Genomic DNA, 19,811 nt, shown 5'->3' with positions numbered 1-19,811 from the left:
CTGGAACCCCTTGACCAGCCCGGCGGCGAACCGGTCGTCGCCGCTTCCGGCCACGACGCCCTGGGCGCGAGATCGGCGAGCGCGCTGGTGACCAGGCGGTTGACGACCGCGCCCAGCAGGCGCGGGCGTCAGCTCTGCTGGCGGCGGAATTCGTCCAGCACCCGGCGTTCCCGCTTCGTCGGGCGGCCCGCGCCGCGCTCGCGCCGGGCGACCGGGATGGCCGCTTCCGGCGGAGGCTTCGGCGTGCGGTCGATGAGGCAGGTGGCCGCGACCGCCGCGCCGACGCGCTTCTGGATCACCTGCACGACCTCGACCACGCGGGTCGTCGTGCCGATCCGGGCGCGTACCTCGTCGCCGGGAACCACCGTCGTCGCGGGTTTCGCCGGGCGGTCGTTCACGCGCACGTGCCCGCCGCGGCAGGCAGCGGCGGCGTCGGCGCGCGTTTTGGTCAGCCGGACCGCCCAGAGCCAGCGGTCGATCCGCGTCGATTCCATGCGTCCATCATGGCGCGTCCCATTGCCAGCGCAGGCCGAGGATCCCCGGGGTGACCGCGGCCGACATGACGTGCGCGGGAAGGCCCTGGGTGATCGGCAGTTCGGCGACGGTCGTCTCCGGCCCGGCAGGGGAGTCGAGCCGGTAGGCGTGGCAGGCCCGCGGCTCGAAACCGGGCGCGAAATGCAGTTCCAGCAGGTGCTCGTGCACGGCGTTGCGGAACCGCCGCTCGTACGACCGGTCCGGGCGGTCGTCGGTGAACTCGAACTCGTACTCGGCGATCGCGGTCTCGCCCCGGTCCAGTCCGCGGCCGAGGACGAGTTCGGCCACCGTGAACCCCTCCTCGGCGAGGGTTTCCGTGCGCCCGGGCGAGCAGTAGCGGGTGCGCACCAGCTTCGGCGGGCAGCCGGGACCGACGCCGTGCGCGGTGACCAGCCGGATGTGCGTGTCGTCCTCCGTCGCGCGCAGGACCTCGCGCACTTCCAGCCGGTGCAGCCGCCGGTCCGGGCCCACGTGCACGGCCTCGTGCAGGCTGACGACCACCAGCGACGTCCGGTACGCCGTCTCGAACGAGTTCAGCACCCGCAGCAGGGCGCCACGCCGTCCCCACAGCCGTTCCCAGCGCACGACGGGAACCGGCGGCGGCTCCGGATCGCGCTCGATCAGCCCGGTCAGCGAGCCCGGCGGCAGCTCGAGCACGCCTTCGAGAATCCGCACCGCGACGCGCGAGCGGGCGCGGGCGGGCACGGTGCGGCCGGTCCGCCAGTAGCTGAGCGTCGTGGTGCTGACGGCCGCGCCCGCCGCGGCGAGCCGGTCGCGCAGCCGGTCGAGGCCGAGCCCGCTGCGGTCGATGGCCAGCGTCAGGGCGCGGCTGAACGGCCCGTCCGCCAGCGCGTCGGCGAGCCGGTCCGGCTGGGTGCCGGGACCTGTCGAGAACACCTGCGTCCTCCTCGGGTCGTCCCCACCCATTCGCCTCCGGAACGGGCGGCGGCGCAACCGTCGGAGGTCGGGTCTTGGCCGGTCAGCGCGGTTCGTCGACGAAGGGCTCGCGGAGTTCGACGACCCATTCGCGTTCGTCGCCGGAAGTGTGCAGGTAGACCTCGCACGGGAAGCCGTCCGCGCGGAATCCGTGCTCGTCGGTCCACCGGGCGAGTTCCTGGTAGCCGGAGAGAAATCCGCTCGCCGGGCCGTGGCGGACGAGCGTCGCGGCGCGGGCGGCGGGCAGTTCGGCCACTTCGAGGCCGTTCGGTGCGGCGACGGCGCCGGAGACGGGGAGCGCGGCGTGGACGACGACCGGGTCGTCTTCGGCGGCTGGCTTTTCGTAGTAGCAGGTCAGCGGTCCGGCCGGGGCGGCGTCGGATCCTTCGAGCCGTCGGCCGAGTTCCGCGCACAGCGGGCGCAGGACCGGGCTGATCGCCTCGGGGGAGAAGCTCTCCACGGTCGCGGTGAGCCGCACGACGCGCGTCGCGGGGATGTCCTTGACGATGATGGCGGTGTCCGGCATGGCGTGCTCGCTTTCCAGCGTGCGGAGTCTCGCCTCGACCTCGGCCAGCCGGAGCCGGTCGGCGGCGACCCGGTCGGCCAGCTCGGCCCGGCGCAGCGTCAGCATTCCGCGGACCTGCTCGGGCGTGATCTGCTCGTCCAGCAGCGCGCCGACCTCGCCGAGCCCGAAGCCGAGCTCCTTGAGCGCGACGATCCGGTTCAGCGCGGCCCGCTGCCCGGCGGTGTAGCGCCGGTAGCCGGTGTGCGGGTCGACCTCGGCGGGCCAGGCCGAGCACTGAGATATGACCGCAATGGCGCAGCATGCGGACCGAAACCCGGCCGTGGCGGGCGAATTCTCCGATGGTGACCATGACCTCCCCAGCACACGCTCTGACACGGTGTGAGAGTCAAGTGTCCCCGCCGGACCGGGAACGGGCCGGCCCCCTGCGCCGACCCGCTCCCGATGGCCCCCTCGTCCCCCGACGAACGAGGGGACCACGCCGGTCCGCCGCCCTCCACAGGACGGACCGACGCCGGTCGCGGCTCCCGCGAACGGAACAGCGGAGGTCGTTCCTCGTGACGGCGGTCGTCCGCAAAGCCACCCGATCGGGTGAGGATTCGCAGGTCCGTAGGCTGGCCGGGTGAATCGCACGGACCGGCTGTACGCGCTTGTCGAGGAGCTCCGGGCGGTCGCGCCGCGCACCCGGACCGCGGCGTGGCTCGCGGCCCGGTTCGAGGTCAGCGTGCGCACGGTCGAGCGCGATCTCGGCGCTCTGCGCGAGACGGGCGTGCCGATCTGGACCGAGACCGGGCGGACCGGCGGCTACGGCCTCGACCGCGAGCGGACCCTGCCGCCGCTCACGCTCACGCCGGAGGAAGCCATCGCGATCACTGTCGCGCTGCGCTCCGCCGCTGGTTCGCCGTTCGCGGGCGCGGCGGAGTCGGCGGCGCGCAAGGTGCTGGCGCGGCTGCCCTCCGATGTCCGCGACGCCGAACAGCACCTCGCCGCGCGGCTGCACCGGGTCGGCGAGCCCGAACCGCCGTCCGTCCACAGCGGACTGATCCCGACCGCGCTCGCTTCCCGGCGCGTCCTCCGGCTGTCCTATGCGGACGCCAAAGGCCAGGAGACGGAACGCGACGTCGAGCCGCTGGGGCTGCTGTGGGGCCCGGCGGGCTGGTACGTGCTCGGCTGGTGCCGCCTGCGCGACGCGGTCCGCGGCTTCCTGCTGGACCGGATCCGCGCCATCGAGCTCACCGGCGACCGCGTCGTGCGCCGCGAGGTGGACCTCGACGCCGAGCTCGCGCGGATCTCCGCCCGTCCGCTCGGCGAGTGACCTGCGCCACGCGGTGCGGAAACACCGACAGGACGGTGTCGCCGGCGCCCGCGATCGTCGTCGCATGCCGAAAGAACTGAACCCCGAAGAAATCCCCGCCCTCTGGTGTCGCATGTGGAACGAGGACGCGTCGCTCGCGCACCGGCTGCTCACCGCCGACGGCCGCCAATGGTCCGGCACCAAACCCGGCCTCGATCCGCTGATCGGCCCGGCGGACGCCGAGGCGTTCATCGCGAAGTACCAGCGCGACGTCGGGAATGTGTTCGTCCCGCGCACTTTGGTCGTCGACGGATCCGACCGGCTCGCCTTCACCTGGGACGTCACTCGCCGTGACGGCGTGGTCATCACCGGAGCCGACCTGTGCGTCCTCTCCGGCGGGAAAGTCGCGCGGAACTGGACAATTCCCTCGCCGGACGGCCGGTCGTCGCTGCCGGACGGACCGGGCGAAGGCGACCTGGACCGGGACGGATTGCGTGCTTTGGCAACGGATGCGCACCCATGGCACGGCGAGCTGGTGCTCGACCCGGTGCGGCAAACCATCGCCGGCACCTGGTCGGACGGCGCGCGCGGCGGGCTGGCGGTGCTGGTCGCGGTCGACGGCCGGGCGGACCGCGAATGGGTGGTGCCGGGGACGCGTCCGCTCCCGTGACCGCGGGCGCCCGCGAGGCATGATGGCGCCATGGCGAACCGCGTTCTGCTGGCCGACGACGACCGGGCGATCAGGGAATCGCTGGTCCGCGCGCTCGAATTGGAGGGCTACCGGGTCAGCGAGGTCGCCGACGGCGTCGAGGCGCTCGCGATCGCGCGGAGCGAGGAGTTCGACGTCCTGATCGTCGACGTGATGATGCCCGGCGTCGACGGGCTCGGCGTGTGCCGCGTGCTGCGCGCGGGCGGCGACCGCACTCCGGTGCTCATGCTGACCGCGCGCGTCGAGACCGCCGACCGGGTCGCCGGATTGGACGCGGGGGCCGACGACTACCTGCCGAAACCGTTCGAACTGGACGAACTGCTCGCCCGGTTGCGCGCACTGTTGCGGCGCAGCGCGGAGCCGGGCGAGCAGGCCCAGCGCGTGGTGCGGCTGGGCGGGCTGGCGGTCGACGCCGGCGCGCGCCGGGTGTGGTGGCAGGACACCGAAGTGGCGTTGTCGAAGACCGAATTCGACCTGCTGGAGCTGCTGGTGCGCAATGCCGGGATCGTGCTCGGCCGCGACACGATCCACCAGCGGATCTGGGGGTACGAATTCGGCCCGGAGTCGAAGAATCTGGCGGTCTACATCGGATACTTGCGCCGGAAACTGGAGAGCGCCGGGGCGGACGAGCTGATCCACACCGTCCGCGGTGTCGGCTATGTGGTGCGGCCGGCATGAATCTGCGCGGGAAGCTGGCGATCGCGTTCGCCGCGGTCGGCGGCGGCGCGGCGATTCTCGTGGGCGTGCTGGGCTATCACACGGCTTCCCGGCGGATCAGCGCGGAACTCGACCGTTCGCTGCTGAGCACGGCGTCGCAGGTGTCGGCGGGCGCGGTGCAGTTGCTCGCGCCGAGCCCGCTCACCCGCGGTCCGGGGGACGACGACCACGACGAAGCACAGCCGATGGTCGCGCAATCGATCGCGCCGGACGGGACCGTGCGCCGGGTCGGCGGACGGCCGGTCGCACTGCCGGTCACCGCTGCTGATCGGGGACTGACCACCGGCACCCGTTATGCGGACGCGACTGTCGGCCGGGACGACTACCGGGTGCTCACCGTCGCGCTCGGCCCCGGGCGCGGGTCGCTGCAGCTCGGCATCGACGTGGACGAAACCCGGCACGTTCTCGGCGACCTCGCCGAGCGGATGACCTGGCTCAGCCTCGCGGTGCTGGCCGGGGCGGCGCTCGCGGGCTGGCTGCTGGCGCGGCAGATCACCCGGCGGCTGGTCCGGCTCACCCGGCTGACCGAGGAGGTGAGCGCGGGCAGCAGGCCAGGGCTCGGAGTACCGGACCGCGGCCGCGACGAGGTCGGCAGGCTGTCCGCCTCGTTCGCCGGGATGCTCGAGCGGCTCGCCCGCGCCCGTGACGACCAGGAGAGGCTGGTCCAGGACGCCGCGCACGAACTGCGCACTCCGCTGACCAGCCTGCGCACCAACGCGAGCGTCTTGCGGCGGTTCGAGGAACTGTCGCCGGACGCACGAAATCGGCTGCTCGCGGACGTCGACGGCGAGACGCGCGAGCTGACGCACCTGGTCACGGAGCTGGTGGAATTGGCGACCGGACAGTACGACGACGAGCCGTTGCAGCCGGTCGAACTGCGCGAGCCTGCGGAGCGAGCTGCCGCGCGGGTGCGTCGGCGGTCGGGGCGGGCGGTCGCCGTGGACGCCGATGGCACGACGGTCTCCGGCCGGGCGAAGGCGTTGGAGCGGGCGATGACGAACCTGCTGGAGAACGCGGTGAAGTTCAGCTCCGGCCCGGTGGAGTTGCGCGTGCGGGACGGACGGGTCGAGGCGCTGGACCGCGGGCCGGGGATCGCGGGCGAGGACGCCGACCGGGTGTTCGACCGGTTCTATCGAGCGGCGGGCGCGCGGTCTTCGCCCGGGTCGGGGCTGGGGTTGTCGATCGTGCGGGAAGTCGCGCTCTCGCACGGCGGCGAGGTGTTCGCCGGACCGCGGGACGGCGGCGGCGCGGTGGTCGGGTTCACGGTGGCTCTTACCTGATTCACACCTTGATCTTGCCCGGGGCTAACGGGGTTCGGCCAGAGTTGTGGCTGGTTGTGGTTCGGTGGATGGGGAAGGCTGCATGACGACGGTCAACGGGTTGCCCGCTCATATTCTGCTCGTGCACGCGATCGTCGTGCTGCTGCCGTTGTCGGCGCTGGTGCTGGTGCTGACCGCTTGCCTGGCTCCGGTGCGGAGACGGCTGGCCGGCGCGAACGCGATTTTGTCGGTGCTGGTGGTTATCCTCGTGCCTATAACGACGGATGCGGGCGAGTGGCTGGAACGTCGCGTGGCGCGGACGCCGCTCGTGCGGGCGCACACGGAAATCGGCGACACGGCGATCTGGGCGGCGATCCCGGTGGCGGTGCTGGCTTTGGCGCTGTGGTGGCGACAGCGGGAGGCCGGTGCGGCTGCGGCGGAGGCGGGTGCCGGTGCGGCGGGTGACGCTGATGCAGGTGCTGACGCTGCGGTGGTTGGCGGTTCTGTGGCGGTGGCGTCCGGTGCGGCGGTGGCTGGCGGTTCTGTGACGGCGGTGGCTGGCCGTGCTGTGGCGGTGGTGCCTGGGGCAGGTGGCGCTGGCTCCGGTCGCGTGGGCGGGGCAGACGCTGGTGCGCGCGGAAGCAGTGACGATGCTGCGGGAGCGCCTGGCGTGGGCGACGCGACTGCGGCGCGCGCTGGCGCTGGGGTGCCCGGGAACCCTGGTGCCGAGGCGGATGCGGTCGGTGCGGTGGCGACCGGCGGTGCTGCGGCAGCGGTGCCCGAGGCTGCCGTGACTGGGGCGGGTGTGTCTGGGGCTGGTCTGTCTGGTGCCGCGGCTGGTCCGCGTCAGGCCGGTCTCGCCGTGAGCGGCACCAGCGCGAGCCCGGTTGCCGCGACCCGGCGTCGCGTGTTTCTCGCGCCTGCCTCGAAAGCGGTCAGCGTGACGTTGATCGTGCTGTCGATCCTGGCTGCCGGGGCGGCGGTCTACGACATCGTGCGGATCGGCGACACCGGTGCCCAAGCCAGCTGGCAGGGGCAGTTCCAGCAGAACCCGGCCCCGCGCGGGCGATAGCGGAGTCCTTGCGGCGAAAAGACTTCACGCGAAGAGACTGTCTGTGAGGGGAACCCTGAGGGAATCACAGTCCCTCAGGGCTCAACTGATCAACCGCCAACCCGGCGTTCGAAGCCCTCCGGGACGATCAGGTCGTCGCGGCTCAGGTCGTGCACGCTGCGGTGCCCTAGCGCGAGCAGCGTCGAGTCGATGCCGTTGCGCAGCACGTCCAGCACGTTCTCCACCCCGGCCTGCCCGCCCGCGGCGAGGCCCCACAGATACGCCCTCCCGATCAGGACCGCGCGCGCCCCGAGCGCGAGCGCCTTGACGACGTCGCTCCCACGCCGGATTCCGCCGTCCAGCAACACTTCCACCTCGTTGCCGACCGCTTCCGCGACCGCGGGCAGCGCGCGGATCGTGGCGGGAGTGCCGTCGAGGTTGTTGCCGCCGTGGTTGGACACCGAGATCGCGCTGACCCCGGCGTCGACCGCGCGGCGTGCCTCGTCGACCCGGTACACGCCCTTCAGCAGGAACGGCCCGTCCCACTGTTTCCGCAGCCAGCTCACGTCTTCCCAGCTCGGCGGGGCGGTCTGCATCCACTGGCCGTACGCGCCGAAGAACGACGGCACCGGCGTGCCGGGCTCGGCCATGTTCGGGACGCTGAGGTCGGGCAGTTTCTTGGTCCGTGCGTAGGCGAGCAGCCATCGCGGATGCATCATGCCCTCCGGCGCGAATCGGATCAGTTCGCGCAGCGTCAGCTTGTCCGGGATGTGCGGGCTGCCCCAGTCGCGGCTGTGCGAGAACGACCAGTCGAGCGTGAGGATGATCCCGACCGCCCCCGCGGACCGGGCTCGATCCAGCCGCCGGAGGATGTCGTCGCGGCTTCCCGTCCAGTACACCTGGAAATAGGTATGCGGGTTCGCCGCCACCACTTCCTCGACGGGCTTGCTGGCGAACGACGACAGCCCCATCGACGTCCCGCGCGCGGCGGCGGCGCGAGCGACCGCGACCTCGCCGTCGGGGTGCACTGCCTGCACGCCGGTGGGCGAAATCAGAACCGGCAGCGCGACGTCCCGGCCGAGGACGTTCGTGCTCAGATCGCGCTCGCCGGGCAGTCCGGCGGTGCGCGGGGCGAAGCGCAGTTCGTCGTACGCGGCCAGATTGTCCTGCAGCGTCAGCCCTTTTTCCGAACCGGCGATCAGTGCCGAGTAGACGGACGCGGGCAGGCGCTTCTTCGCCCGCCGCTGTGCTTCGGCGACGGATTCGAACCAGGTGGTGCTCATCGTTTTCCCTTCGGGTCGACGCGCAGAGGGCGCCAGGTGACGCGCGGCCGCAGCGGGACCGCGGTCCGGTGGTCGAGACAGCCCGCCCACACTCCGGCGCCGTACGCGAGGTCGTCGGCGACTGCGCCGGCGGTGTAGCGGAATGGGTCGAGGTCGGGTCGTTGCCGCAGCCAGGTGGTCAGCGGCGGTCCGGCGAGCAGCGACGCGATCGCAGCGCGTCGTCCCCAGCGCTTTCGACCGCCGGGCAACAAAAGCGCGGCGAGCAGGGGAGCGGCGAACTGCGTGCTGTAGCGGCCGAAGCCGAGCCAGGTTTGACCGACCGCAGTGCCCATCGCGCGCACGACACCATCTGTTGGCACGTCGCTGCGGCGCAATACGCGGGCCATGGTCAGCACTGCGCCCGCGAAGGCGGCTGCAGCCGGAAGCGGGCGGCGGGCCAGAAGGGCGGCGACGGTCAGCGTCGGCCATGGGTGCAGGACGAGCGGGGCCATTGCGGCCGGACGACGCAGGGCTAACGGCGCGGCGGAAGTACCGTAGCTGGCGCGGCGGTTGAGCAACGCACGCCAGGTGGTCGGCTCGTGGTGGTCGACGTGCGCGGACGGGTCGTAGCGGATCCGGAAGCCTGCGTCGTGGAGTCGCCAGCCGAGGTCCACGTCTTCGCCGACGCGCATTGCCGGGTCGAAAACCGCACCGTTGCGGGCGACCGATTCCACAGCGGTTCGGCGAACCAGCAGGGCGGCAGTGGGCACATAGGACAGTCGCGTGCCAGGCGCGACCCGGGCGGCGGCGGAGCCGAGGTCGAGGCTGCTGGCGGCGCGGGTGTAGCGGCCAGCCCGCGTGTCGGGAGCGAGCGGACGCACGCGCGGCGCGACGGCGGCGACGAGCGGGTCGGCGAAATGTCCGGCCAGTCGGTCGATCCAGTCCGGGGAGGGGACGCAATCGCTGTCCAGGAAGGCGATCAGGTCGGTGGAAACGTGCTCCAGCGCGGTGTTTCGGGCTGCTCCCGGGCCGCCGTTGACGTCGCGGCGGACGAGTTTCGCGCCGTGCGCGGAGGCTACTGTGGCGACGGCAGCGGGGTCGGCGGATCCGTCGTCGACGACCAGCGCGGGGTATCGGCCGCCGAGTCCGGCGAGGCAGCGGCCGAGCAGTCCGGTGCGGTCGCGGACCGGGATGACGACGGTGACGTCCGCGGTTGTGGCTGGTGGCAACGGGTGTGCGAACCCGGCGTCGGTGAGCAGCCGGGCGAGGACACCTTCCGCCGAGGTTTCGACTGGGTTGTCCGCCAGGCGTGCCCATGCCGTTCGTCCGGCTTTCGTCAGGCGCAGCACGCGGGCGGGGGAGCCGCCGAAGAGGAGGCCGTCGGAGAGTTGTTTGACGCTTGGATCGACGATTAGGCGGAATCCGGCGGGCAGCGGGGTGGTCACAGCGCCAGCCCTCCGTCCGCCGGGACGACCGCGCCGGTCATCGCGCTGCTTTCCGGACCGGCGAGGAAGACCAGGACGGCGGCGACCTCGGCGGGATCGAGCAGCCGCTGCTGAGGTTGTTGTGCGGCAAACGTTTGCGCCGCAGGAAGGTCGTACAGCCGGGCGCTCTCGGCGAGGATCGGCGTGTCGGTCGAGCCCGGGCTGACGGCGTTCGCGGTGACGCCGGAGCCGCCCAATTCGGTGCCCAGCGCGCGAATCAACCCGGCGACTCCGGCTTTCGCCGCGCAGTATGCGGCGAGCGTCGGCAGCCCGCGCGTCGCGGCGGCGGACGCGACGGCCAAGAACCGCCCAGAGCGCGGTTTCGGGCGGCGCAGCATCGCGGGAATCGCCGCGTGGGCGAGGTTGAGGACGCCACGGAGGTTGACGTCGAGGACGGCGTCTTCCTGCTCCGGCCGCATTTCCCACAGCGGTACGCCGCCCGCGATCACACCTGCGGCTGCGATGGCCGTGTCGAGTCCGCCCCAGCGTTGTTCTGCTTCCGCGACGGCTGCGGCCAGTTGAGCGCGGTCGCGGACATCTGCACGGAATTCCTCAGCTGTACCGCCATTTCCCCGGATCATGGCGACCACTGTGGACAGTTCTTCGGCGGTGCCCATGGGGTAGGGGAGGGCGGGATTGTCTTCGGCGACGTCGACCGCGAGCACGGCCCAGCCCTGTTCGCCCAGCTTTACCGCGGTGGCCGCGCCGATGCCGCGCGCCGCGCCGGTCACGAGGGCGACGTTCATGGTGTCACCGCCGAGGTCCAGTCGCGCACGTGCGCGCGCACCTGCGCGGTGAGGCGATCGAGCAGGTCCCGGCCTTCGTCTGCGGTGGCGCCAGTGGGATCGCCGAGAATTCCGGTGTCGGTTACGGCCCGCACGCCGCCCTTGCGCAGCACCGGAAGCAACTCGCTCAGCGGACGAGTGTCGCCCGGTACTGCTTTCTCCATCTGCACTGCATCCGGCCGAAGTGCCAGCTGCAGAGCGGTTTCCGGCCGTCCGGCGTGCGGATCGCCTTGCCAGCGCGGCTCGAACATCGAGACATCCCGCGATTCGGTGCGCAGGGTCGCGACCGCGCGCGTCACCGAAGCCGCGTTGCCTCCGTGCGCGGACACGAAAAGCAGCCGCCGGAACGTTTCGCAGGCCGACCGGCCCAGCTCCACGAGCAGGAGTTCCGTGGCCGCCTGCCCGATCGACAGCGTCCCGGCGAATCCGGCGTGCTCGCCGCTCGATCCGTACGGCACCGCTGGCGCGACCAGCACGTCCGGCCGTTCCGCCGCGAGCCGGTCGCACAACGCCGTCGCGATGTCGGTGTCCGTGCTCAGCGGCAGGTGCGGGCCGTGCTGCTCGGTGGCCCCGAGCGGCACGGCGAGGATCGCGCCGGACGCCGCCTGTTCGGCGACGTCCGGCGACGACAGATCGGCCAGGCGCATTTCAGCGGCCCGGGGCGAAGCCGGCGAGCGGATTCTCGTCGCAGGCCCGTTCCGGCGGGCGGCGCATGCCGATGGTCACCGGCACCTTGCGGTGCGAATGGTCCAGCGACGGTTTCGGCACGCTGCCCGCGGCGACCCCGGCCAGCGCGCGTTCGCCGTGGCCGCGCACGCATTCCGGATCCGGGCCGTCGAGCGGCAGCCCGGTGAAGAACTTCGCCGCCATGCACCCGCCGCGGCAGGCGTCGAACGCCGAACACGACGTGCAGGCCCCGCCGCTCTGCGGGCTGCGCAGCTGCGCGAACAGCTCGGATTCCCGCCACACGCGGGTGAATCCGCCCTCGCCGCGGATGTTTCCGGCGAGGAAGGTGTCGTGGATGGCGAACGGGCACGCGTAGACGTCGCCGACCGGGTCGACCAGACACACCACCCGGCCCGCCCCGCACAGGTTGAGCCCGGGCAGGCCGCCGTCGCCGTAGCCCGCAAGGTGGAAGAACGAATCGCCGGTGAGCACGTTTTCGCCGTGCTTGACCAGCCAGTCGTACAGCTCCCGTTGCTGGGCCGCGGTGGGGTGCAGCTCGTCCCAGACGTCCGCGCCGCGGCCGGACGGGCGGAGCCGGGTGAGCCGCAGCTGGGCGCCGTAGCGGTCGGCAATTGCTTTGAAGTCGTCGAGCTGTCCCGCATTCTGCCGGGTCACCACGACAGAAATCTTGAAGTTCCCGAACCCGGCGGCGTGCAGGTTCTCCATCGCCCGGACGGCGGTGCGGTAGGAACCGGGGCCGCGGACGTGGTCATTGACTTCCTCGGTGGCACCGTCGAGGGAGATCTGGACGTCGACGTAGTCGCTGCCGGAGAGCCGTTTCGCGACGTCCTCGGTGATCTTGATGCCGTTGGTGGAGAATTTGACGCCGACGTGGTGCTCGGTCGCGTAGTCGACCAGCTCCCAGAAATCGGGCCGGACGGTCGGTTCGCCGCCGCCGATGTTCACGTAGAACACCTGCATGCGCTCGAATTCGTCGATCAGCGCCTTGCACTCCTGAGTGCTCAGCTCGCGCGGGTCGCGGCGGCCGGACGACGAAAGGCAGTGCACGCAGGAGAGGTTGCAGGCGTAGGTGAGTTCCCAGGTGAGGCAGATCGGCGCGTCGAGCCCGAACTGGAATTCGTCGACAAGCGGCATCACACGCTCCTCGGATGGATCATGTCCGACGCCGCGAGCGCGGCGAGGGCGGCGCGGTAGCGGGGCAGTTCCGCCTGCGCGACCCCGGCTCGCGCGCACGCGGCGCGGGCGGAGGGGTGGTCGGTCAGCGCCTGCACCGCGGCGAGCATGGTGCGGCTCTTGAGAAAGGACAGCCGGCGGGTGCCGAAGTGGTACAGCAGCGCGCCGAACCGCTCCGGCCGGATGGAGACCCGGCTGTCCAGTTCCCAAGCACCGTCCAGATCGAACGCCGCGGCGTCGCGGTCAGTAGACACCGCACATTCCGTCGATCGAGACCTCCTCGACGAGCAATTCGTCGGCTACGACCTCTTCGGCCTTCGTCTCGGATGGGGCTGTCGTCTCGCTCATCGTGACTCCCTTGTCCCGCTCGGCGATATTTGACACTTGGTGTCGAATGTGACGGCGACAATACTGTCACTCAGTGCCAGAAGCAATGGCCGGTCCGCGCGGGACACCCGATCGGGCGTTCGCCGAGGCCGGGAACCGACTGCCCCGTTCGCCCGACTCCTCAGGAGGCGGACCACGCGAAGGGAGCAGGATGGCCATCGGCACAGACGACGCGCCACGCACCGAACGAGAACCGGCGACCGGGTGGGCGGCGCTGCGTCCTTTGGTGCTGCGGCTGCACTTCTACGCCGGAGTGTTCGTCGGCCCGTTCCTGCTGGTCGCCGCGCTCACGGGGATCGCGTACGCGTGGACGCCGCAGCTGGAACAGGCTGTCTACTCGCAGGAGTTGCACGTCCCGGCCGCCGCCGGCGCGGTCCCGCTCGACCAGCAGGTCCTTGTCGCGCGCGGCCGGGTGCCGGACGGGAAGGTCATCGGCGTCCGCCCGGCGCCGTCCGCGACTGACACCACCCAGGTGATCTTCGACCGTCCGGGGCTGGCGCCGAGCTATCGGTACACAGTGTTCGTCAACCCGCACGACGGCGACGTCCGCGGCGCGCTGGAGACCTACGGTTCGGGCCAGGCGATGCCGGTCCGAGGCTGGATCGACACCCTGCACCGCAACCTTCATCTCGGCGATTTCGGCCGGTTGTACAGCGAGCTGGCGGCGAGTTGGCTGTGGGTGATCACTCTCGCCGGGTTGGCTTTGTGGCTTGGCCGCCGTCGACGCTTGCGGGCAGTGCTGTTGCCTTCCGGCGGCAAACCTGGACGGCACCGGCTGCGTTCCTGGCACGGTTCGGCCGGGCTGTGGATCGCCGCGGGGTTGTTGTTTCTTTCCGCCACTGGGCTGACGTGGTCGCTGCACGCGGGCGCGAACATCACCGATCTGCGGTCCTCTTTGGACTGGACTGCGCCGTCGGTTTCGTCCGCGGCTTCCCGGACTCCCGGCGACGTCGGCTGGCAGGCGGTTCGTGACGCGACCGTGCGGGCCGGATTGTCGGATCCGGTGGAGATCCGGCCGCCTTCCGCCGGGGGCGGTTATGTGGTGCAGCAGGTCGGGCGGGGCTGGCCGTCCAAACAGGACTCGATGGCGGTGGATCCGGGGACCGGGGCGATCGCCGGGACGTTGAGGTTCGCTGACTATCCGCTCGCCGCGAAGCTGAGCAGGTGGGGGATCGACGCGCACATGGGGTTGTTGTTCGGGGTCGCGAATCAGGTTGTGCTGACGGTGCTGGGGGCGGCGTTGGTGTGTGTGGTGGGGTGGGGATACCGGATGTGGTGGCTGCGGGGCCGTTCTGGGCGATTGGTCGCGGGTGGCGGGTGGTTGCTGCGCGGGGGTCGTTCAGGCGGGTCGCGGTCGCGCGGTGAAGCTGAGGTGGATCGGGTGCCGGAGAGCGGCGAACGGTTGCGGGACCGGGGTCGTTTCGGACGGCTGCCGATGCGTGGCGCGTGGCGGCGAATCCCCGGGCGAGTGCTGGCTCCGGTGCTGGTCGGAGTGGCGGTAGTGGGGTGGTTCCTGCCGGTGTTCGGGGTGTCGCTGCTGGGATTCCTGGCCGTCGACTGCCTGCTGGGCTTGCGCCGGGAGGCCGCGCGATGATCGCCGAAGCGGGTTTGCGGTGGATCCTCACGCTGCTCTTCGCGGCGGCCGGCGCGTTCTGCCTGTATCGATGTGCGCGGCGCCCCAGCGTGAGCGGACGAGTGGCGGACGCGCTGCACGCGGCGATGTGCGTCGGAATGGTCACGATGGCTTGGCCGGCGACGATGACTTTCGCGCGCCTGCCGCAAGTCGTCCTGTTCGCGGCGGCGGCCGGATGGTTCGCGCTGAGCACGGCGCTGGGATTCGGGCACGGACGTCTGCCGGGAGCACACCACGCGCTGATGATGGCCGGGATGGCGTGGATGGCGTTCGTGATGCCGTCGGCGATGTCGGGAATGACGATGTCCGCGACGGCGATGGGCGGCGAGCACGCCGGGATGGACATGGGCGACGCCGGCATGACGATGACCGGGCACGCGCCCGCGCACGTGGTGGTGGTCGCGGCTGTGCTGGCGGTGGTTTTTCTGGTGGCCGGGGTGGTGTGGCTGGCCCGTGCGATCGATCACGCCCGGACGGTCGCCCGGCCCGGACGGCGGGAGGTCGGGCCGGCGATGGAAGGCGTGATGAGCTTGGGAATGGCGGTGATGGCGGTGGCGATGATCTGAGCCGGGCTTGGTTGGGTTTCGGGGTGTGCCGGTTTCCGGTGCTGGCGTGGAGTGGCGGGCTCGGCTTGGTGGCAGCTTTTCCAGGGTGACGTGGGTTTGGCTGACGCGCGGGTGGGCGGTCGGGAAGGTTGCGTGGGCCCTGGTTTGGGGCGGGGCAGAGTTTGTGCGGCCGTTGCTTGGGGTGGTCGGGCCGGGTTTCGAGGATGTGGTTCGGGCGACGGGGAATCTCGTTTCGGGCGCGGGCCGGAGTTTGCGGTGGCGGTTGTTGCGCTGGATGGGATTGGTCTTGGGAATTGGCTCGCTGGGACTGCTGTTTGGGCTGCGGGCCGGGGTTTGCGGCGGTTTTTTTGCGCTGGACGGGACTGCCCTTGCGAATTCGGCTCGCGCTGGGCTGCTGTTTCGGCTGCGGGCCGGAGTCGGCGGTGGCCGTTATTTGGGCCGGATGGGTTTGGCCTTGCGAGTGTGGCTCGCGCTGGGCTGCTGCTTGGGCCGCGGGCCGGAGTCGGCGGTGGCCTCTATTTGGGCTCGACGGGACTGCCCTTCCGCCCTTCCGAGTTCGGCTCGCGCAGGGACTGGTGCTGTGAGCTATGGGCCGGAGTTTCGCGAGGCCAGTGTTTGGGCTGGGCAGGCTTCGCGGACTTGATGTGAGTCGCGCGGAGCCAGTCGCGTTGGGTGGTTCGTGGCTGCTGTCTCGGGGTCGCGTCGGCTGGTGTAGCGAGCTGTTTCAGACTGTGCGGTCGTCCTCGGGTTGCTGGCGTGCGGTTCGCGTCGCGTGGTCGCCCTCCGATGACGCCGCGGAGCGATTCCGTGCTCGGGCAGTCCCGGCGGGGTGAGCTGCTTGGCCGGGATTCCCGAGCGGGCGGGTGTCAGGCGGCGCGGTGCCGTCCGGTCGGGCGTTGGGAGTCGCGGCCGCGCTTCGGGTGCGGGCGGACCAGGGCCAGGGCGCCGTGGGTCGTCACGGTGGTCTGGTCCGGGTCGTCGGCGGTGTCGGCAAGGTCCGGGCCCGGCTGGTGCCGGAGCCGGTGCTGGCGGTGGACTGCGTAGAGCAGCGCCAGGCCGACGACGAGGAAGACGTGCGACAGCACCCGGGCGACGGTCACCCGGTCGCCGATCAGGTCGCTGGTCGTGAGCACTGCGAGGACGATCACGAAACCGGTGATCATCGGCAGCTGCCCGGCCGCCGCGCGGGTTCGCAGCGCGGCCCACAGCAGGCCGACGCCGACCGCGAGGTTCCAGGCCGCGCTTTCGTTGATGAGGTGGCCTTCCATGAAACCGCCGCCGCGGTGGGCGTTGTCCATGCCGAGCAGTTGCGCGAACGCCAGCCCGCACTGGACCAGCCCGACCAGCCCCAGCGCGACCCGCAGCCCCCATTTTTCCCGTGGCGGGGCCGGGGTTTCGGCGAGGATCCGGTCGGTGAGGTCGGGCACCTCGGGCGCGCTGCGGACCAGCAGGGTGCGACGCAGCGTCGCGCTTCGCTCGTACCAGCTCCGGCACGCCGCGCAGGTCTCGAGGTGCTGGTCGACCTGCGGTTCGGGCAGCGGACCCGCTTCGCCGTCGAGTCGCGCGGACAGCGCTTCGCGGAAGATTTCACAGCTCACGTCTGTCATAGTCGCTCGGATGCCCGCCCGAGTTCCCGGCGGGTTCGGCCATTTTCCCGGGACCTGGTCGTGGAACCGCCGCCGTCCGGCATGGACTACCGTGAGGCGCGTGTCCACCGGCCGCGACAACGACGACGAGCGGATCACCGCGCTGGCCCTCGCCGCAGGCCGCGGTGACCAGGTCGCATTGGAAGCGTGGGTCCGCGCGACGCAAGCCGACGCGTGGCGATTCCTGGCCCACCGCACCAGCCCGGCCGACGCGGACGACCTCACCCAGGAAACCTACCTGCGCGCGTTCGGCTCGCTGCCGCGCTTCGCGGGCCGGTCGTCGTCGCGGACGTGGCTGCTGTCCATCGCCCGCCGGGTCGTCGTCGACCGCATCCGCGCGCGCTCGGTCCGCCCCCGCGAATCCACGACGGCCGACTGGCAGCGCGCCGCCGAAGAGCAGTCGGCCCGGACGCGCACGGCGGGCTTCGAGGACCTGATCGAACTGGGCCTCCTGCTCGACACCTTGGACGAGGACCGCCGGGAAGCCCTGGTGCTGACCCAATTCCTGGGCCTGTCGTACGCGGAGGCGGCCGAGGTGTGCGGCTGCCCGGTCGGCACAGTGCGTTCCCGGGTGTCCCGTGCCCGTGATGATTTGCTGCGCGCGCAGGAGGAGAGCGACACCGCGATGTGATGCGGGGTTGTTCCGGTTCTGCTGGGGCGTCTGGATATCGGTGTGTGCGGGATCGTTCGGCGGATCTTGGCTGTCGGCGGGCGAGCCGGATTGCGCGGCAGCCGGGCGGATCGCTTCGGCTGCCGGACCGGCCGCTGCTCATGTCGGGCCGCAAGCGGGGTGGACGGCTGGCTGTATCGGATGACGGCTGCCGGTTGGCCGCTCGACGGCGATTGTCCGCCGTGGACCGTTGCGGATTGCCAGGCTGGGCCATCTGCTTGGCTTTTCGGAGCCGGAGCCGGAGCCGGAGCCGGAGCCGGAGCCGGAGCCGGAGCCGGAGCCGGAGCCGGAGCCGGAGCCGGAGCCGGAGCCGGAGCCGGAGCCGGCGTTCCGGCAGCCCGCCAGGACTCGCCGGTGGATCCGGCCGTGATCCAGATCGCGGGAACTCGCGGCCGTCTCCGCGCGACCACTCTGCTGTGCGTACTATTCCGGCCCCGCATCGGCGGGGTTTGCTTGCCGCGGCGGGGTTTGCCGCGGTGGCCGTCGTGGCGGTGGTCGCCGCGGCGGGCGATGTCTATGCCGCGCTCGGCAACCCGGCTCCTGGCCCGTTGACGTCCGTTGGCACCTCCTTGCTCCGGTTGATCGCCAACGCGGCCGGCGTGGTCTGCGTCGGCGCGCTCGCGTTCGCCGCGTTCCTCAGCCCGCCCGGCGAATCGGGACGGCTTTCCCCGGACGGTTACGCGGCGACCCGCACCGCAGCGGGTGCTGCGGTCGTCTGGGCGCTCGCGGCCGCGGCACTGGTGCCGTTCGACGCCGCTGACGCGTCCGGGCGGCCAGTTTCCGAGGCATTGCACCTGGCGAACCTCGCGGTCCTCGTTGACGCCATGGAGGAACCCAAAGCCTGGCTCTGCGTCCTGGCGGTCGCGACGGTCGTAGCGATCGGCGTGTGGCGCACGTTGACCTGGCGCACCACCGTATGGTGGCTGGGCTTGGCCACGGTCGGGCTGCTGCCGAGGGCGATCGCCGGGCACGTTTCCATCGGCGCGTGGCATGACCTGGCCACGAATGCGTTGGTGTGGCACGTGATCGCGGCAGCGTTGTGGACTGGAACCCTGGTTGCGCTGCTGGTTCACGTCCGACGCTCGGGCTCGGCACGAGAGGTCGCGCTGCGCCGGTATCGACGGTTGGCGACGTGTTGCCTCGTCGTACTCGCCGCGTCCGGAGCCGTCGACGGTCTCGCACTTGCTCGTCCGGATGGGTTAGTTACTGGCTATGGCTTTCTCCTCGGGGTGAAGGTTGTGCTCACGGTGGTGTTGGCGGTGCTGATCGCCGTTGCGCGCCGTCGTTGGAGTGGCGGGAAAGCGGCTCTCGCGGTCGAGGTCGTGGTGCTGTCTGGGGCTATGGGCGTCTCTGCTGGGCTGGCGCACCTGGTGCCGCCTGCGTTCGTGAACGATCCGGCGACCGTCGGCGAGACAGTGCTCGGCTACGACCTGCCTGACCCTCCGACGTTCGCCCGGCTCTTCCTCGATTGGCGGCCGGACTTGCTGCTCGGCGTCGTGGCAGTTCTCGCCGTCGCGGCCTACGCGGTCGGGGCACGCCGTCTCCGCGTCCGCGGCGACGACTGGCCGCGCGGCCGGTTCTGGGCGTGGACCTGCGGCTGGGCGACGGTGCTGATCGCGACGTCGTCCGGCCTGGGCAAGTACTCGTCCGGAACCTTCAGCCTGCACATGGTCATCCACATGACGCTGGCCATGCTCGCCCCGGTGCTGCTCGTGCTCGGCGGCCCGGTGACCCTCGCGCTGCGCGCCTTGCCGGTGGCAGGCAAGGGGCCGGACGGTCCGCGCGAGTGGCTGGTGGCGCTGCTGCACTCGCGGTTCACGCGCCTGGTCGCGAACCCACTGGTGGCGTCAGTGGTGTTCGTCGGCTCGTACTACGCGCTGTACTTCTCGGGCCTGTTCGGCGAGGCAATGCGCTACCACTGGGCGCACCAGCTGATGAACCTCCATTTCCTCGTGTCCGGCTACGTTTTCTTCTGGCTGGTGATCGGCGTCGACCGCCCGCCGCGCTCCATGCCGCATCTCGCGCGGCTCGGCATGATGTTCGCGGTGATGCCGTTCCACGCTTTCTTCGGCGTGATCCTGATGAACAAGCAGACGGTGATCGCCGAGACGTTCTACCGCTACCTGTCCTTGCCGTGGATGCCCGACCTCCTCTCCGACCAACGCCTGGGCGGCGGCATCGCCTGGGCCACCGGCGAAATCCCGATGATCGTGGTCGTCGTGGCGCTGCTGGTGCAGTGGGGCCGCTACGACGACCGCGAAGCCGCGCGTCTGGACCGTCGCTACGACGAAGGCGAGGACGACGATTTCGCCGCCTACAACGCGATGCTCGCCAACCTGGCGGCCAGAAGGCAGTAGCAGCCGCAGCCCGGTGCCTGCCTCGGCGAATCAGGTTGGTTCACTCCTGAATTCCGCTCGACCGGCATCGGCCCACCGCACGCTGAAATCTGGCAGCCCCAGATCGCACGTCCCGCATAGGGGAAGTCTCGATCTCGC

Annotated in this window: 20 protein-coding genes; 9 read left to right on the top strand and 11 right to left on the bottom strand. The window is 71.2% G+C overall.

Translation table 11 applies throughout. From position 1 onward, the window contains the following. Positions 1–128: 128 nt before the first annotated feature. The 3 genes from ACZ7OI_RS12110 to ACZ7OI_RS12100 form a co-directional block, all read right to left on the bottom strand. On the bottom strand, positions 129–494 hold the full coding sequence (locus ACZ7OI_RS12110; RefSeq protein ID WP_370938275.1) for an RNA-binding S4 domain-containing protein: 366 nt from the start codon (positions 492–494) through the stop codon (positions 129–131). 7 nt (positions 495–501) lie between these two features. Then, positions 502–1,431 carry a hypothetical protein gene (locus tag ACZ7OI_RS12105; protein WP_470264196.1) on the bottom strand — a complete coding sequence of 310 codons (930 nt, stop codon included), beginning with the start codon at positions 1,429–1,431 and terminating at the stop codon, positions 502–504. 82 nt (positions 1,432–1,513) lie between these two features. Beyond that, positions 1,514–2,371, bottom strand: coding sequence for a MerR family transcriptional regulator (locus ACZ7OI_RS12100; RefSeq protein ID WP_470264195.1), 858 nt, complete (start codon positions 2,369–2,371; stop codon positions 1,514–1,516). 244 nt (positions 2,372–2,615) lie between these two features. Here ACZ7OI_RS12100 and ACZ7OI_RS12095 point away from each other — a divergent pair, with 244 nt between their 5' ends. From ACZ7OI_RS12095 to ACZ7OI_RS12075, 5 genes are all read left to right on the top strand, one after another. Next, a complete protein-coding gene (locus ACZ7OI_RS12095) occupies positions 2,616–3,308 on the top strand; it encodes a helix-turn-helix transcriptional regulator (RefSeq protein ID WP_470264194.1) in 693 nt (230 codons plus the stop codon). A gap of 64 nt (positions 3,309–3,372) precedes the next feature. Then, a complete protein-coding gene (locus ACZ7OI_RS12090; protein WP_470264193.1) occupies positions 3,373–3,957 on the top strand; it encodes a nuclear transport factor 2-like protein in 585 nt (194 codons plus the stop codon). Positions 3,958–3,987: 30 nt separating this feature from the next. Beyond that, complete coding sequence (locus tag ACZ7OI_RS12085) at positions 3,988–4,674, top strand: response regulator transcription factor (protein WP_470264192.1); 687 nt, start codon at positions 3,988–3,990, stop codon at positions 4,672–4,674. Continuing rightward, positions 4,671–5,993 carry a HAMP domain-containing sensor histidine kinase gene (locus tag ACZ7OI_RS12080; protein WP_470264191.1) on the top strand — a complete coding sequence of 441 codons (1,323 nt, stop codon included), beginning with the start codon at positions 4,671–4,673 and terminating at the stop codon, positions 5,991–5,993. Before ACZ7OI_RS12085 ends, ACZ7OI_RS12080 begins: the two co-directional genes overlap by 4 nt. 82 nt (positions 5,994–6,075) lie before the next feature. Further along, a complete protein-coding gene (locus ACZ7OI_RS12075; protein WP_470264190.1) occupies positions 6,076–7,044 on the top strand; it encodes a hypothetical protein in 969 nt (322 codons plus the stop codon). Positions 7,045–7,133: 89 nt separating this feature from the next. On the opposite strand, the gene mftD is transcribed toward ACZ7OI_RS12075, so the two are convergent. Genes mftD through mftA form a run of 7 tightly spaced genes read right to left on the bottom strand, consistent with a single transcriptional unit; the run spans position 7,134 to position 12,762 of the window. Continuing rightward, positions 7,134–8,306 (bottom strand): pre-mycofactocin synthase MftD, encoded by a 1,173-nt coding sequence (gene mftD / locus ACZ7OI_RS12070; protein WP_470264189.1) that lies wholly within the window; start codon positions 8,304–8,306, stop codon positions 7,134–7,136. Next, positions 8,303–9,730 carry a mycofactocin biosynthesis glycosyltransferase MftF gene (gene mftF / locus ACZ7OI_RS12065; protein ID WP_470264188.1) on the bottom strand — a complete coding sequence of 476 codons (1,428 nt, stop codon included), beginning with the start codon at positions 9,728–9,730 and terminating at the stop codon, positions 8,303–8,305. Before mftF ends, mftD begins: the two co-directional genes overlap by 4 nt. Continuing rightward, positions 9,727–10,515: a mycofactocin-coupled SDR family oxidoreductase gene (locus ACZ7OI_RS12060; protein ID WP_470264187.1), complete on the bottom strand. Its 789-nt coding sequence runs from the start codon at positions 10,513–10,515 to the stop codon at positions 9,727–9,729. The genes mftF and ACZ7OI_RS12060 overlap by 4 nt, the downstream gene beginning before the upstream one ends. After that, complete coding sequence (gene mftE / locus ACZ7OI_RS12055) at positions 10,512–11,201, bottom strand: mycofactocin biosynthesis peptidyl-dipeptidase MftE (protein ID WP_470264186.1); 690 nt, start codon at positions 11,199–11,201, stop codon at positions 10,512–10,514. The genes ACZ7OI_RS12060 and mftE overlap by 4 nt, the downstream gene beginning before the upstream one ends. A gap of 1 nt (position 11,202) precedes the next feature. Beyond that, entirely contained in the window at positions 11,203–12,375 is a 1,173-nt protein-coding gene (gene mftC / locus ACZ7OI_RS12050) for a mycofactocin radical SAM maturase (RefSeq protein ID WP_470264185.1), read from the bottom strand. After that, positions 12,375–12,668: a mycofactocin biosynthesis chaperone MftB gene (gene mftB / locus ACZ7OI_RS12045; protein ID WP_354743320.1), complete on the bottom strand. Its 294-nt coding sequence runs from the start codon at positions 12,666–12,668 to the stop codon at positions 12,375–12,377. Before mftB ends, mftC begins: the two co-directional genes overlap by 1 nt. Continuing rightward, positions 12,658–12,762, bottom strand: coding sequence for a mycofactocin precursor MftA (gene mftA, locus ACZ7OI_RS12040; RefSeq protein ID WP_470264184.1), 105 nt, complete (start codon positions 12,760–12,762; stop codon positions 12,658–12,660). The genes mftB and mftA overlap by 11 nt, the downstream gene beginning before the upstream one ends. A 190-nt stretch (positions 12,763–12,952) precedes the next feature. Here mftA and ACZ7OI_RS12035 point away from each other — a divergent pair, with 190 nt between their 5' ends. Beyond that, the gene (locus ACZ7OI_RS12035) at positions 12,953–14,395 is read left to right on the top strand and encodes a PepSY-associated TM helix domain-containing protein (RefSeq protein WP_470264183.1); all 1,443 of its coding nucleotides are present in this window, start codon (positions 12,953–12,955) and stop codon (positions 14,393–14,395) included. Then, a complete protein-coding gene (locus ACZ7OI_RS12030) occupies positions 14,392–15,000 on the top strand; it encodes a DUF5134 domain-containing protein (protein WP_470264182.1) in 609 nt (202 codons plus the stop codon). Before ACZ7OI_RS12035 ends, ACZ7OI_RS12030 begins: the two co-directional genes overlap by 4 nt. A gap of 866 nt (positions 15,001–15,866) precedes the next feature. Here the strand turns inward: ACZ7OI_RS12030 and ACZ7OI_RS12025 are convergent. Beyond that, positions 15,867–16,607, bottom strand: coding sequence for a zf-HC2 domain-containing protein (locus ACZ7OI_RS12025; protein WP_470264181.1), 741 nt, complete (start codon positions 16,605–16,607; stop codon positions 15,867–15,869). Positions 16,608–16,707: 100 nt separating this feature from the next. Between ACZ7OI_RS12025 and ACZ7OI_RS12020 the strand changes: the two genes are divergently transcribed. Further along, entirely contained in the window at positions 16,708–17,277 is a 570-nt protein-coding gene (locus ACZ7OI_RS12020) for a sigma-70 family RNA polymerase sigma factor (protein ID WP_470264180.1), read from the top strand. A gap of 455 nt (positions 17,278–17,732) precedes the next feature. After that, positions 17,733–19,673, top strand: a complete 1,941-nt coding sequence (locus tag ACZ7OI_RS12015) for a bifunctional copper resistance protein CopD/cytochrome c oxidase assembly protein (protein WP_470264179.1) — start codon at positions 17,733–17,735, stop codon at positions 19,671–19,673. The last annotated feature ends 138 nt before the right edge of the window (positions 19,674–19,811 follow it).

The sequence above is a fragment of the Amycolatopsis sp. NPDC114503 genome (assembly GCF_055633655.1).
The sequence above is the reverse complement of the archived record's forward strand: the minus strand, read 5'-3'. Positions and strand labels throughout refer to the sequence as shown.

Bases quoted from the DNA above. Each gene is read 5' to 3' on its own strand.
- ACZ7OI_RS12110 (WP_370938275.1), bottom strand. From the start codon at position 494: ATGGAATCGACGCGGATCGACCGCTGGCTCTGGGCGGTCCGGCTGACC.
- ACZ7OI_RS12090 (WP_470264193.1), top strand. From the start codon at position 3,373: ATGCCGAAAGAACTGAACCCCGAAGAAATCCCCGCCCTCTGGTGTCGC.
- ACZ7OI_RS12085 (WP_470264192.1), top strand. From the start codon at position 3,988: ATGGCGAACCGCGTTCTGCTGGCCGACGACGACCGGGCGATCAGGGAA.
- ACZ7OI_RS12080 (WP_470264191.1), top strand. From the start codon at position 4,671: ATGAATCTGCGCGGGAAGCTGGCGATCGCGTTCGCCGCGGTCGGCGGC.
- ACZ7OI_RS12075 (WP_470264190.1), top strand. From the start codon at position 6,076: ATGACGACGGTCAACGGGTTGCCCGCTCATATTCTGCTCGTGCACGCG.
- mftD (WP_470264189.1), bottom strand. From the start codon at position 8,306: ATGAGCACCACCTGGTTCGAATCCGTCGCCGAAGCACAGCGGCGGGCG.
- ACZ7OI_RS12060 (WP_470264187.1), bottom strand. From the start codon at position 10,515: ATGAACGTCGCCCTCGTGACCGGCGCGGCGCGCGGCATCGGCGCGGCC.
- mftE (WP_470264186.1), bottom strand. From the start codon at position 11,201: ATGCGCCTGGCCGATCTGTCGTCGCCGGACGTCGCCGAACAGGCGGCG.
- mftC (WP_470264185.1), bottom strand. From the start codon at position 12,375: ATGCCGCTTGTCGACGAATTCCAGTTCGGGCTCGACGCGCCGATCTGC.
- mftA (WP_470264184.1), bottom strand. From the start codon at position 12,762: ATGAGCGAGACGACAGCCCCATCCGAGACGAAGGCCGAAGAGGTCGTA.
- ACZ7OI_RS12035 (WP_470264183.1), top strand. From the start codon at position 12,953: ATGGCCATCGGCACAGACGACGCGCCACGCACCGAACGAGAACCGGCG.
- ACZ7OI_RS12030 (WP_470264182.1), top strand. From the start codon at position 14,392: ATGATCGCCGAAGCGGGTTTGCGGTGGATCCTCACGCTGCTCTTCGCG.
- ACZ7OI_RS12025 (WP_470264181.1), bottom strand. From the start codon at position 16,607: ATGACAGACGTGAGCTGTGAAATCTTCCGCGAAGCGCTGTCCGCGCGA.